The 13738-nt window shown below is 71.2% G+C and carries 10 protein-coding genes; 5 read left to right on the top strand and 5 right to left on the bottom strand.

Translation table 11 applies throughout. The features are described 5' to 3' along the window. Positions 1-3: 3 nt before the first annotated feature. From LXM50_RS15820 to LXM50_RS15810, 3 genes are read right to left on the bottom strand one after another with little or no spacing between them, the layout of a single operon-like run. Positions 4-546, bottom strand: a complete 543-nt coding sequence (locus tag LXM50_RS15820; protein WP_233312434.1) for an ECF transporter S component — start codon at positions 544-546, stop codon at positions 4-6. Between the two features lie 50 nt (positions 547-596). After that, positions 597-1532, bottom strand: coding sequence for a pirin family protein (locus LXM50_RS15815; protein WP_374107841.1), 936 nt, complete (start codon positions 1530-1532; stop codon positions 597-599). 2 nt (positions 1533-1534) lie between these two features. Next, the gene (locus LXM50_RS15810; protein WP_233312432.1) at positions 1535-1843 is read right to left on the bottom strand and encodes a GNAT family N-acetyltransferase; all 309 of its coding nucleotides are present in this window, start codon (positions 1841-1843) and stop codon (positions 1535-1537) included. A 239-nt stretch (positions 1844-2082) separates the two neighbouring features. Here LXM50_RS15810 and recQ point away from each other — a divergent pair, with 239 nt between their 5' ends. The 3 genes from recQ to LXM50_RS15795 all read left to right on the top strand — a co-directional run bounded on the left by recQ (position 2083) and on the right by LXM50_RS15795 (position 9362). After that, on the top strand, positions 2083-4110 hold the full coding sequence (gene recQ, locus LXM50_RS15805; RefSeq protein ID WP_233312431.1) for a DNA helicase RecQ: 2028 nt from the start codon (positions 2083-2085) through the stop codon (positions 4108-4110). Between the two features lie 305 nt (positions 4111-4415). Beyond that, on the top strand, positions 4416-7103 hold the full coding sequence (locus LXM50_RS15800; RefSeq protein ID WP_233312430.1) for an aminotransferase class I/II-fold pyridoxal phosphate-dependent enzyme: 2688 nt from the start codon (positions 4416-4418) through the stop codon (positions 7101-7103). Positions 7104-7289: 186 nt separating this feature from the next. Then, positions 7290-9362: an acyl-CoA dehydrogenase gene (locus LXM50_RS15795; protein WP_233312429.1), complete on the top strand. Its 2073-nt coding sequence runs from the start codon at positions 7290-7292 to the stop codon at positions 9360-9362. 129 nt (positions 9363-9491) lie between these two features. On the opposite strand, the gene LXM50_RS15790 is transcribed toward LXM50_RS15795, so the two are convergent. Further along, the gene (locus tag LXM50_RS15790) at positions 9492-10451 is read right to left on the bottom strand and encodes a nucleoside hydrolase (protein WP_233312428.1); all 960 of its coding nucleotides are present in this window, start codon (positions 10449-10451) and stop codon (positions 9492-9494) included. Between the two features lie 64 nt (positions 10452-10515). After that, entirely contained in the window at positions 10516-11904 is a 1389-nt protein-coding gene (locus LXM50_RS15785; protein WP_233312427.1) for an MFS transporter, read from the bottom strand. 154 nt (positions 11905-12058) lie between these two features. Here LXM50_RS15785 and LXM50_RS15780 point away from each other — a divergent pair, with 154 nt between their 5' ends. Further along, positions 12059-12838 (top strand): GntR family transcriptional regulator, encoded by a 780-nt coding sequence (locus LXM50_RS15780; protein WP_233312426.1) that lies wholly within the window; start codon positions 12059-12061, stop codon positions 12836-12838. 40 nt (positions 12839-12878) lie between these two features. Beyond that, positions 12879-13721 carry a PfkB family carbohydrate kinase gene (locus tag LXM50_RS15775; RefSeq protein WP_233312425.1) on the top strand — a complete coding sequence of 281 codons (843 nt, stop codon included), beginning with the start codon at positions 12879-12881 and terminating at the stop codon, positions 13719-13721. Positions 13722-13738: the final 17 nt, after the last annotated feature.

Genomic DNA, 13738 nt, shown 5'->3' with positions numbered 1-13738 from the left:
CGCTCAGTGCGGGGCGACGCCGGCGCGACGCAGCGAGATGCCGATGCGCAGGCCGATCGCGGTCCAGGCGATCGGGCCGAGTACGGCCAACGGGAGGTAGATGATCCGCGCCCAGAGCGGCAGCTTCTCCAGATCGACGACGAACCACACCACGACCGCGATGATCACGCCGATGATCGCCGCCGAGACGAAGAACCTCCAGGCACCCCAGGCGCGATACCGGGTGAGGGCGGCGACGCCCTCCTGGATGAGACCGAACAGCAGCGCGGTGCCGAGGAAGCGCGGGAACCAGATCGGGTTGAAGGCGCTCGCGACGAGCGCGGCGAGCACATGCGTGAGGAGTGCGACCAGCGGCCGGCGCAGCACCTCCTGCGCGATGATCCCCGGCAGCACATGCGAACCCAGAACCAGGCCGTAGGCGAACGGCGCGCCGGCGATCACGGGGATCGTCACCCAGCCGGCCGCGGCGCCGAGCAGGCCCGTGGCGACCCCGATGGCGGCGCAGACGAGCAGGATCCGCGTGGGCAGCGGGGAGCGGGCGGGCACCCGTCCAGCGTACCGGCGCTCCCGGGCGGATCGGCCGGGAGCGCTCCCGGTCAGATCCTCCGGCGCCGTGGCATGAGGTGCACGGGCGGGATCGGCGGAGCAGGCACCCGCTCGTCGCCGTGACCGACGACGTGACCGAACCGGTCGGATCCGGCTTCCCAGTCCTCGCGCGCCTGCGCGATCTCCTCGTGGCTGCGGGCGGCGAAGTTCCACCACATCACGAGGTCCTGTTCGAAGGGCTCGCCGCCGAGGAGGAAGAGCAGCGCCCCGCTCTCGCTCGACACGGTGACGCCCTCGCGGGAGTCGCCGAGGAACAGCACGTCGTCCGTGGAGAGCGCGGTCTCGGCCAGGTCGGATCCGGAGACACGGGCGTCGCCCTCGACGAGCAGCAGACCGTGCTCCCAGGCCGGATCGAACGGCAGCACGACGGATGTGCCGCGCTCGAGGCGGATCTCCGCACCCACGATCGGCGTATAGGCCGTCGCGGGCGAGTCGACGCCCGCATAGGAGCCCATCACCACGGTGACGTCGACGTCGGATCCGGTCTCGGCGGGAAGCGTCAGACCCGGCAGCGACAGGTGCTGTTCGAAGCCGGGCGCACCGGTGGCGGCGCCGTCGGGCAGCACCACCCAGAGCTGCAGCGCGTCGAGCGGGCCGGCCTCCTCGCCCACCGAGTACTCGGAATGCGCGATGCCCTGCCCGGCGGTCATGAGATTCAGCTGCCCGCGGCGCAGCACGACATCGCTGTCGATCGTGTCGCGATGCCGGATCTCGCCGACCAGCGGCCATGTCACGGTCTGCAGGCCGATGTGCGGATGCGGCTCCACGCGCATGCGCACCTCGGCGGGGCCGAACCGGTCCAGGAAGCACCAGGCGCCGATCGTGGGCACGTCCTTGCTGGGCAGCACGCGCAGCACGTTCATCGCGCGCACGCCGCCGAGCGGAACCTCGCGCGCCTCGAGCACGGCCGCGCGCGGACCGTGCATGCTCATGCCGACCCGTCCGGGGCCGTCGGGAAACGCACCTTCGCGCCCGGGACATCATGCGTGCGGAGGTACTTGTTGATGTAGGGGCAGTACGGCACGATCGTGTCGCCGGTGGCGACCGCATCGGCCAGCGCGCCGGCGGCGAGCTGCGACGCGAGACCCTGGCCCTGGAACGCCGGATCCACCTCCGTGTGGATGAACAGGATCATCCCGGGGCGGCGCTGGAACTCGGCGAACCCCGCGAGCGCGCCGTCGCTGGTGATCTCGTAGCGCGACTCGGCCTCGTTCAAGCTCACGGCGATCTCGGGCATCGTGCTCCTTCGTGCGGTGCGGCGGTTCGGATCCAACCTACGCCCGGACGCGCGCGCCGGGGCGGAGCGCGCCCGGGGGCCGTGGAGCGAGGACGCGCGCAGCGCGAGAGAGCGTCCCATCCCGGGGTCGTTGAGCGAGGACGCGCGCAGCGCGACCGAGACGAAACGCTGTGCCCTCGCGAGGCCGCGGCCTGTGGACAGCGGCCTCCGGTGTCGGCTCCGCTCGTTACGCTGGACGCATGCCCCAGAACGATCCGCGCGACCCGTATGCGGATCTGCCGTGGTCCGATGCGCCGCTGGACGACCCGTACGCCGACGTGCCGTACGCGGACGAGCCCTGGGAAGCGGCACCCCCGCCCGAGGAGGGCGAGTGGGCGGGTACCCCGGGGGTCGTTCCGCAGGGGAGCTTCCCCGTTCCGGCGGCGACGGGCGCTCCGGCACCGAGCAAGTACCCCACGCCCCTGGCCGCGCTCACCGCGGTCTACGGCTACGACGCGTTCCGCGGAGACCAGGCCGCGATCATCGATCAGATCGTGGGCGGTGGCGACGCCGTCGTGCTCATGCCCACGGGTGGCGGCAAGAGCCTCTGCTACCAGATCCCCGCGCTCGTCCGTGCCGGCACGGGGCTCGTGGTCAGCCCGCTCATCGCGCTCATGCATGACCAGGTCGACGCGCTGCGCGCCAACGGCGTGCGCGCCGCGTACCTGAACTCCACGCAGACGTCCGCCGATCGGGCCGACGTCGAGCGGGCGTACCTCGCGGGCGATCTCGATCTCCTCTACGTCGCCCCCGAGCGGCTCTCGAACGCGCAGACCCTGGGGCTGCTGCAGCGCGGAACCCTCAGCGTGATCGCGATCGACGAGGCGCACTGCGTGTCGCAGTGGGGGCACGACTTCCGCCCGGACTACCTCGCCCTCGGCGGGCTCGCCGAGGGCTTCCCGGGCGTGCCCCGCATCGCGCTCACGGCCACCGCCACCCGCGAGACGCACCGCGAGATCACCGAGCGACTGCACCTGCCACAGGCGAAGCACTTCGTCGCGAGCTTCGACCGGCCCAACATCCAGTACCGCATCGAGCCCAAGGTCGACGTCCGCAAGCAGCTGGTGGCCTTCATCCGCTCGCAGCCGGAGGGGTCGGCCGGCATCGTCTATGCGCTCAGCCGCTCCTCCGTGGAGCAGACGGCCGAGTACCTCAGCGCGCAGGGCCTCGACGCGATCCCGTACCACGCCGGGCTCGACGCGGGCACGCGCGCGGCGCACCAGTCCCGGTTCCTCCGCGAGGACGGCGTGATCGTCGTCGCCACGATCGCGTTCGGCATGGGCATCGACAAGCCGGATGTGCGCTTCGTCGCGCACGTCGATCTGCCGAAGTCCGTGGAGGGCTACTACCAGGAGACCGGTCGCGCGGGTCGCGATGGCGACCCCTCGGTGGCATGGATGGCCTACGGCCTGGGCGACGTGGTGCAGCAGCGCCGCTTCATCCAGCAGGGCGAGGGCGACCGTGCGATCAAGCAGCGGCAGAATCAGCACCTCGACGCGATGCTCGCGCTGTGCGAGACCGTCGACTGCCGCCGGCAGAACCTGCTCGGCTACTTCGGCCAGGCCTCCGGGCCGTGCGGCAACTGCGACACCTGCCTCACCCCGCCGGACAGCTGGGACGGACTCGTCCCCGCGCAGAAGCTGCTGTCCACGATCGTGCGGCTGCAGCGCGAGCGCAGGCAGTCGTTCGGCGCGGGCCATCTCATCGACATCCTCCGCGGCGCCTCCACGGAGAAGATCCGCAAGTTCCGGCACGACGAGCTCGCGACGTACGGGATCGGATCCGATCTCGCCGACGCGCAGTGGCGCTCCGTCGTGCGGCAGCTTCTCGCACAGGGGCTCATGCAGGCGCAGGGCGAGTACGGCACGCTCGCGGTCAGCGAGGCGAGCGGCGGGGTGCTGGCGGGGACGACGCCTGTGAAGCTGCGGCACGACGTGGTCACCCGTGCGGGATCCTCCGGGGGTGGGCGCTCCGCGAAGAGGAGCGCCGCGGAGGCACTCGCCGAGGGCGATCGCGACCTGTTCGAGGCGCTGCGGGCGTGGCGGGCGCAGACCGCACGCGAGCAGGGCGTGCCCGCGTACGTCGTGTTCGGCGACGCCACGCTGCGCGCGCTCGCCGAGCATCGCCCCGCGCAGGCCTCGGATCTGGTCGGCATCAGCGGCATCGGAGAGAAGAAGCGCGAGGCGTACGGCGCGGCCGTGCTCGACGTCATCGCGGCCGCGGGCTGATCCTCACGTCCGGTGCGGTCCGTGCGCGGTGTCGCGGCGCGCGCGACCCGCGTGTCCGCCATCTCGGATCCCAGACGAGCGGTCCGACACGAGGCGATCGGATCCGCCCGCGGAGTGGCACGATGGGAGTCCGACGGGGCCCGCGAGACGGAACCCGCCCGCTCCACACGTCGTGATCGACGCCGATCGCGACGGCTCGCCATATCCCGGCGGGACCCTGGCAGCCGGTGCGCTGACGACCTCAGTGCCCGAGCCAGCCGATGCACGCGCCGCCCTCGGCGCTCCCGCCGGAAGGGAATCCGCCGATGACCAGCACGATCGACACCCCGAACGCACCGGGCATGCCGGCGAGCACCTGGCGGCTGCGCAGCGACGCCTGGGAGTTCCTGCGCTTCGCCGTCAAGCGGCTCGCGGTCGAAGCGGACGCACGTGACGCCGTCGCCAACCGTGACGAGATCCGGCGCTCGCTGCGGGCGCTGGAGACGATCGAGCTGTACTGGGCCGGTTTCGGGCAGCGCTACGTGCGGCACATCCGGGAGCTGATCGAACAGGACGACGCCACCTCCGCGCTGGAGCGCATCGGGCGGGTCGTGCATCGCCTCCGTGGCACGTCCGTCCCGGGCGGGTCCGATCAGGTCGTCGACGAGGCCGACCTCGCCGAGCTGCAGGACGATGCGGATCCGCGCACGCGGTTCGAGGTGCTGCTGATCGACGAGACCACCCCGGCGGATCGCGACGCGATCGTGTCCGAGGGGCGACGGCTGCGCACCGACGCGGACGACTTCATCTACGACTTCGTGATCGTGCCGTCGGCCGACGACGCGATCGCGGCGCTGCTCACGAACCCGAACATCCTCGCCTGCGTCGTGCGTCCCGGATTCAGCGATCGCAGCCACCAGGTGCTCAGCGGCGACCTGCGCGAGACGATCGCGCTCGCGCACGATCAGGCGGCGACGGCGCCCGCGGCGGCGCGCAGCTCGATCCCCTCGGTGCAGCGCGTGCTGCGCCTCGCCGACACCCTGCACGCCCTGCGGCCGGAGGTCGATCTGTACCTGGTGGCGGGCGCGCACATCGAGGACCTGGCGGGGGCGCTGACCCATCGGTTCCGGCGGGTGTTCCGACGCGAGGATCAGCTCGAGCTGCATCTGTCGCTGCTGCGCCGGGTCTCGCACCTCTACGACGCGCCGTTCTTCGCGGCGATCCAGAACCACGCCCGCCGCCCGGTCGGGGTGTTCCACGCCCTGCCGGTGGGGCGAGGCGGATCCGTCGTCACCTCGAAGTGGATCCGCGACCTCGCCGACTTCTACGGCATGAACCTCCTGCTCGCCGAGACGTCGGCGACGTCCGGCGGGCTGGACTCGCTGCTCGCACCGACCGGGGCGATCAAGAAGGCGCAGGATCTGGCGGCTCGGGCCTTCGGGGCGCAGCGCACCTTCCTCGTCACCAACGGCACGTCCACGGCGAACAAGATCGTGCATCAGGCGCTGGTGGAGCCGGACGACGTCGTGCTCGTCGACCGCAACTGCCACAAGTCGCACCATCACGCGCTCATGCTGACCGGCGGGCGCACCGCCTATCTCGAGGCGTACCCGCTCGACGACTTCGCGTTCTACGGGGCGGTGCCGCTGGAGCGGATCAAGCGGCTGCTCCTCGACTACCGTGCCGCGGGCCGACTGCACGAGGTGCACATGATCACGCTGACGAACTGCACGTTCGACGGCATCGTGTACGACCCGGACCGGGTGATGTCGGAGTGCCTCGCGATCAAGCCCGACCTGGTGTTCCTCTGGGACGAGGCCTGGTTCGCGTTCGCGGCGTTCCACCCGGTGACCCGGCAGCGCACCGCGATGGCGTCGGCCAAGCGCCTCGAGGAGCGGCTGCGCTCGTCCGCGCACGCGGCGGCGTACCGTGCGCAGCGCGCGAGGCTGTTCGATGCGGACTCGGGGGAGCCGCAGGACGACGAGGCGTGGATGCGGGAGGAGCTGATCCCCTCGCCCGACGCGCGCATCAGGGTCTATGCGACCCAGTCGACGCACAAGACGCTGACCGCGCTCCGCCAGGGCTCCATGATCCACGTCTACGACCAGGACTGGGCGCTCGAGGCGGAGTACGCGTTCCACGAGGCGTTCATGACGCACACCTCGACCTCGCCGAACTACCAGATCCTCGCCTCGCTCGACCTCGGCCGGCGCCAGGTCGAGCTCGAGGGCTTCGAGCTCGTGCAGCGCCAGCTCGACCTCGCGACCAGCCTCGCCCAGTCCGTCGCGCGGCACCCGTTGCTGCGTCGCACCTTCCGCGTGCTCACGATGCGCGACCTGATCCCGGCGGACTATCGCCGCAGCACCCGGCCGATGCCGCTGCGGGACGGCCTCGCCGCGATGTGGCGGGCGTGGCGCGACGACGAGTTCGTGATCGACCCGAGCCGGGTCACGATCGAGATCACGCGCACGGGCGTCGACGGCGACACCTTCAAGCACACGCACCTCATGGATCAGTACGGGATCCAGGTCAACAAGACCAGCCGCAACACGGTGCTGTTCATGACGAACATCGGCACCTCGCGCAGCGCGATCGCGTATCTGATCGAAGTGCTCGTCAAGCTCGCCGAGCGGTTCGAGCGGGATCGTGCGACGCGCGGGCTTCCGGAGGCCCGCACCGACGACGATGCGATGCCGCCGCTGCCGGACTTCAGCGCGTTCGCGCCCGCCTATGCGCATCCCTCGGGACTGCCCGACGGCGATCTGCGCGGGGCGTTCTACGACGGACAGCGGCGGGGTCTGATCGAGTATGCGACGCCCGAGGAGCTGCGCGAGCGGGTCTCGCGCGGGGAGCGACCGGTCTCGGCGGGCTTCGTGACGCCGTACCCTCCCGGCTTCCCGGTGCTCGTGCCGGGGCAGATCGTCACGGCGGAGGTGCTCGACTTCATGGCCGCGCTCGACACCCGGGAGATCCACGGCTACGACGCTGCCCGCGGCTACCGCCTGATCCGCTGAGACCTGACGGGCGGGCGCCCGTAGCGGCTGCCCTGTCCGGGGCTGCGTCCGTGCGGCTGTGGCATCGCCACAAGCGGGTGGGCCCTCGTGGCGAGTATGCCTTGGGGGAAGTCCACAGCCGCCTTCGCTCCACGTTGTGACAGATCTACCATGAAGGCATCCCCGAAACCTCACGAGAGGATCCTCATGGTCGACGCCGCCCTTCGGACGAACGCCGCGAACAGCGCTGACAACAGCTTGGACGACACCACGACGCGCATCGACGTCGACGCGGTCGGCGATCTGCTGCTCGGCACCTGGGCGGACACCCGCCGCGAGGCGCGGGAGATGATCAAGGATCCGGCGTTCTGGCGCGATGACTCGCTCGGCAAGGACGAGCACCGCGAGCGCGTGCTGAGCCAGATGCACCTCCTGGTGCAGAACAAGGCCGTGCACCGCGCGTTCCCCAAGCGCCTCGGCGGCGAGGAGAACAACGGCGGCAACATCGCCGGGTTCGAGGAGCTCGTGTCGGCCGACCCCAGCCTGCAGATCAAGTCGGGCGTGCAGTGGGGGCTGTTCGGATCCGCCGTGCTGCAGCTCGGCACCGCCGAGCACCACGACCGCTGGCTGCCCGGGATCATGAGCCTGGAGATCCCCGGCGCGTTCGCGATGACCGAGATCGGGCACGGATCCGATGTCGCCTCGATCGGAACCACGGCGACCTACGACCCGGAGGCCGAGGAGTTCGTGATCAACACGCCGTTCCGCGCGGCGACCAAGGAGTACCTCGGCAACGCGGCGCTGCACGGCATCGCGGCGACCGTGTTCGCGCAGCTGATCACGAACGGCGTGAACCACGGCGTGCACTGCTTCTACGTCCCGCTGCGCGGCGAGGACGGGGTGGATCTGCCCGGCATCGGCCGCGAGGACGACGGCCTCAAGGGCGGCCTGAACGGCATCGACAACGGCCGGCTCAGCTTCGACCACGTGCGGATCCCGCGCACCAACCTGCTGAACCGCTACGGCGACGTCGCGGCCGACGGCACCTACTCCAGCGCCATCGACAGCCCCGGCCGCCGCTTCTTCACGATGCTCGGCACGCTGGTGCAGGGCCGGGTCTCGCTCGACGGCGCCGCGTCGTGGGCCTCGGCGCTCGGCCTGGACATCGCGATCACCTACGCCACCCAGCGCCGCCAGTTCAATGGCGTCAGCGGCGAGGAGACCACGCTGCTCGACTACGGCAAGCACCAGCGCCGCCTGCTGCCCCGCCTCGCCACCACGTACGCGCAGCTGTTCGCGCACGACGAGTTCCTGCAGAAGTTCGACGGCGTCTTCTCCGGACGCACCGACACCCCGCAGGACCGAGAGGACCTGGAGACCCTCGCCGCGGCGCTCAAGCCGCTCTCCACCTGGCACGCGCTGGACACGCTGCAGGAGTGCCGCGAGGCGTGCGGCGGCGCGGGCTTCATGTTCGAGAACCGCTTCGTGGGCCTCCGCGCCGACCTCGACATCTACGTCACCTTCGAGGGCGACAACAACATCCTGCTGCAGCTGGTCGGCAAGCGCCTGCTCACAGATTTCGCCCGGCAGTTCAAGGGCGCCGACGCCAAGACGCTCGCGAAGTACGCCGTCGGGCAGACCGCGGGTCGGGTGTTCCACGGCGCGGGTCTGCGCCAGTTCGGGCAGGCCGTCGCGGATCTCGGATCCACGGCGCGATCGGTCGAGAACGGCCTGCGCGCCGAGCAGCAGCACGAGCTGCTGACCGATCGCGTGCAGCAGATGGTCGCGGACATCGCGGGACGCCTACGCGCGGCCGGCAAGGACAAGGTGCTCGGCGAGAAGCTGTTCAACGAGAACCAGGCCGAGCTCATCGAGGCGGCGCGCGCACACGGCGAACTGCTGCAGTGGGAGGCGTTCACCGACGCCCTGGGCCGCATCGAGGACGAGGACAGCAAGACGGTGCTGACCTGGCTGCGCGACCTGTTCGGTCTGCAGCTCGTCGAGAAGCACCTCGCCTGGTACCTCATCAACGGCCGGCTCTCGGCGCAGCGCGCCGCCTCGGTCTCTCGTTACATCGACCGGCTCTGCGCCCGCCTGCGTCCGCACGCGCTCGACCTGGTGAAGGCGTTCGGCTACGAGCCCGAGCACCTGCGTGCACCGCTCGCCTCGGGCGCGGAGCAGATCCGTCAGGACGAGGCCCGCGCCTACTACGCCGACCTCCGGGCGTCGGGCGAGGCGCCCGTCGACGAGAAGGCGCTGAAGAAGGCCCGCCAGCTGTAACTCCCGCTCGGGGTCGTTGAGCGAGCACTGAGCGCAGCGAGGAGCGAGACGAAACGCGGTGCCCTTGTGAGAGAGCACCGCGTTTCGTCTCCGTCGCCTTCGGCGTCGTCGCTCATCGACCCCTTCGCGTCAGGCCCCGGCGACGCGCTGCGCCAGGTGGTCCGCGAGCGGCGCGTCGGTGCCGAGCACCACGCGCACGGTGGCGCCGTCATGGTCGCGGGCGCCGAGGCGCTGGCCGCGCAGGTCGAAGACCGTCTGTCCGCGCCCGGGGCCGTCGGTCGTGTCGACCAGGGCGGGCACCGCGGGCGCGACTGTCGGGAGCACGCGGCCGACCGCGATCGCCGCGGCGAGCGGATCGTGCAGGGCGCTGCAGCGACGGCCGTAGGTCGCGCGGTAGAACTCCATGTAGAAGTCGAGCATCGCCGCGACCGCACGCGCCACGGGGGAATCCGACGCGGCCAGCAGGTCGCGGTGCGCCTCCTCGAACACGTTCTCCATGGTCACGTCCAGCGGCACGACCACGACCGGCCAGCCGGCGGCGAACACGGCGGCGGCCGCTTCGGGGTCGTTGCCGATGTTGGCCTCGGCGAGCGCCGTGATGTTGCCCGGTACGAGCGCGGCCCCGCCCATGAGGGTCACCCGCGCCACCCGGGAGGGGAGGGTCGGATCCTGCTCGAGCGCGGCGGCGAGGTTCGTGAGCGGTCCGACCGCGAGCACCTCCAGGGATCCGGCGTGCTCGTGCGAGAGCCGGATGAGCAGGTCGGCCGCCGTGCCGTCCTCGACCGCGTGAGAGGGCTCGGGAAGCGCGACCCCGCCCACGCCGTCGTCGCCGTGCACGTGCGGTGCGCCGCCGTCGTACCCGTGGGTGAGGAAGTCGTGGCGCCCGACGGCGACGGGCACGTCGTCGCGCTCGGCGAGGGCGAGCAGGCCCAGCGTGTTGCGCGCGGCCTGTGCCGAGGAGGTGTTGCCGCTGACCGTGCCGATCCCGGCGAGCACGATCTCGGGCGACGCCAGCAGGTACGCCAGAGCGAGCGAGTCATCGATGCCCGTGTCGCAGTCGAAGTACAGCGGGGCGGGGGTGTCGGTCATCGGATCCTCCTCGGGATGCGGACGCAGGGGCGGGGAACCGCGGGCCGTGCGGCCCGCGGGACGGTCAGTCGGTCTTGGGCATCAGGAACAGGCTCGCGACGAGCGCGAGCACGCTGATCCCCACCGAGATCCAGAGTGCCAGGACGAAGTCACCCGACATGACGAACGGCGCGACGATCGCGATGCCGAGGCTCGCGCCGAAGCCGAAGGCGGTGCCGTTCATGCTCGGCAGGATCGCGGGCGCCTCGCTCGGCGACTGCAGCACCCCGAGGCCGTTCGTGGTCGTGAGCACGACCCCGTTGTACGCGACGCCGAGCACCGCGAACATCGCGAACACGGTCCAGGGGCTGAACGGGAACAGCGCGACCACGATGAGCGCCCCGATCGAGAGCACGAGGCCGAGGCGCAGCATCCGGATCCAGCCGAAACGGCCCGCGAGCCAGCCGGACAGCGGGGCGGCGGCCAGGCCGATCAGCGCGGGCGGGGTGAGGTAGAGCAGGGCGGAGGTCGACGCGTTGAGACCGTAGCCGACCGCCTGGTTCTGGCTGAGGATCACGATCGTGAAGTTGATCACGGCGAACACGCTCGACAGGGTGAGCACGGTGACGGCGATGACCGGCCACACCTGGCGCGAACGCAGGTGCTGCACGGCGACGAGCGGCGTGCGGCGGCGTTTCTCGATGGCCACGAAGGCGACCAGCGCGACGATCGTACCGGCGAGGAAGAGCAGAGTGAGCGGGGCGAACCAGCCCTGGCCGGATCCGGTCGACACGAAGTAGGTGAGGCAGATCAGGCCGATCGAGAGCGCGGCGGCGCCCCACCAGTCCATGCGCCCGGTCGAGGAGGGTGCGCCGTCGCGCGGCACGGCGAGGGCCACGCTCACGATCGCGATCACGGCGACCGCGAGGATCACGACGAACAGCGAGCGGAATCCGTACGCGTCGGCCAGGAGGCCTCCGATCCAGCCGTCCACGCCGCCCACGCCGCCGTTGATCGCGGTGAGGATCCCGAGCACGGTCGGGAACACGGCAGCAGGCAGGGTCTCGGCGAGGATCACGTAGGAGATCTGGAACGCCGCGCTCGACGCGCCCTGCAGCACCCGTCCCAGCAGCAGCACGGGGAGGTTCGGGGAGATGAGGCAGAGCACCGTGCCGAGCCCGATGAGGGCGAGCACGATCAGCAGGGCGCGCTTGCGGCCGATGAAGTCGCTCCAGCGCGCGAGCACGATGCCGCCGACGGCTCCGGCGAGGAAGAACAGCGACGAGACCTGCGAGACCGCGTCCATGGGGGCGCCCAGCTGCTTCGCGATGTCGGGCAGGGCGGGGCTGATCATGCTCGAGTTCAGCTGGAAGGCGACGACCGTGAGGATCAGGGTTGCCACGAGCAGGACGGAGCGGCCGCCGCGGATCGGCGCGGGGCGATCGAGCGCCGCGGGGGCGGGGGAGAGCTGCACAGTGACTCCTTCGTCAAGGAAGGGAGCATCGCTCCCTCGGGTTATATGATGTTATACCTCTGAGGTAGAACATCTGCAAATGATCGCTTCCGTGCTTGAATGATCGGCGAGCGCGGCCGAATCACGAGGCCCGGCAGGCGGTGGAGGAGACCCGATGACGGATGTCGAGCAGTTCCTGGCCCGGCCGCTGACCGCCCCCGTGGGTCAGCCCCTGCGGGTGGCCGTCTACTCGCGCCTGGCTGAGGGGATCCGGTCCGGTGTCTTCTCCCTGGGATCCGCGTTGCCTCGTGAGACCGAGCTCGGCGTCTCGCTGGGCGTGTCGCGCACGGTCGTCCGCGAAGCGCTCATGCTGCTCGAGGAGGACGGACTGATCCTCACCCGCCGCGGGATCGGGCGCTTCGTCGCGGAGGATCTCCCCACCGTCGGTCTCGAAGAGCTGCGCCCCCTCGAAGCGGCGCTCGCCGAGAGCGGCGAGGATGTCGGCGTCCGGCAGCTCGAGTTCGTCGTGCAGCCCACCACGGACTACGTGTCGGGGCATCTGGGTCTCGACGACGCCGCGAACACCTGGTTCCGGGAGAGCGTGATCGAGCGGGCCGGCGAGCCGATCGCCATCCTGCAGGAGCACCTGCCCGCGGGACGCTACCTGACCGACGCGAGCCCGCAGATCGCGGCCGTGCTCGAGGAGGCGACCGGCGACCCGACGAGCCTCATGACGGCGCTCGCGGCCCGCGGCGTCGGCTTCGGGACGGGCGTGTGCGAGATCACGGTCAACGTCGTCGGCCGCACCCGCGGTGTGCTGCTCGGACTCAAACCGGGCGACCCCGTGCTCATCCTCACCCAGACCGTCTCCTCGGGGGGCCTCCCCGTCTACCTCGCCAAGTGCATCGTCTCCGTCAAGGCGGGCGTCCTCTCGGTCGTGCAGACCGCGCAGTGACGCACTGCCTCGTCCCCGCCCCTCAGGAAGTGGAGTCCTCATGACCGCACCGCTCGCGCTCGCCGTCGTCGGCAGCATCAACGTCGATCTCACTGCTCGCACCACCCGGCTGCCGGAGCCGGGCGAGACGATCGGCGGCGGACGGCTGTCGCGCGAGGCCGGCGGCAAGGGCGCCAATCAGGCCGCCGCGGCCGCGCGCCTCGGCGCTGCGGTGCGGATGGTCGGCGCTGTCGGCTCCGACGCCGACGGATCCTGGATGATCGACGAGCTCGCGGCCGCAGGCGTCGACACGCACGCGGTGCGCCGCGGCGGGGAGCCCACCGGCGTCGCGCTCATCGTCGTGGACGCGGAGGGCGAGAACCAGATCGCCGTGTGCGAGGGCGCCAACGGCGAGGTGAGCCTGGACGGCGTCGTGTTCGGATCCGACGAGGCGGTGCTCGCGCAGCTGGAGATCTCGATGGACGTGGTCGCCGCGCTCGCCGCGACCGCGCCCGGGTATCTGGCGGTCAACGCCGCGCCGGCGTTCGACCTGCCCGCCGCGGTCGTCGAGCGTGCCGACCTCATCATCGTGAACGAGACGGAGTACGCGCTGCTGCCCGTGCTGCGTACCGCCCGCAGGGTCGCCGTGACCTACGGCGGCGAGGGGGCGAAGCTGTTCGAGCACGGAGAGCTCGTCGCTTCGGCGCCCGCCGTGAAGACCACGGTCGTGAACAGCGTCGGCGCCGGCGACGCGTTCTGCGCGGCCCTCACGATCGGGCTCGCCTCCGGCATCGCTCCGCAGCGCGCCCTGTCGGCGGCCTGTGCGGTGGGTGCCGCCGCCGTCGCGGATCCGCGGTCGCAGCCGCTGCTCGCCGCGCTCGGGGAGTACCTGCCCGCCGAGTGAGCCCGGTGTCGGCGCCC

It is taken from the genome of Microbacterium sp. Au-Mic1, from assembly GCF_021341785.1.
In the GTDB taxonomy this organism is placed as follows: Bacteria; Actinomycetota; Actinomycetes; order Actinomycetales; family Microbacteriaceae; genus Microbacterium.
This window is presented reverse-complemented; position numbering and strand designations above follow the sequence as displayed.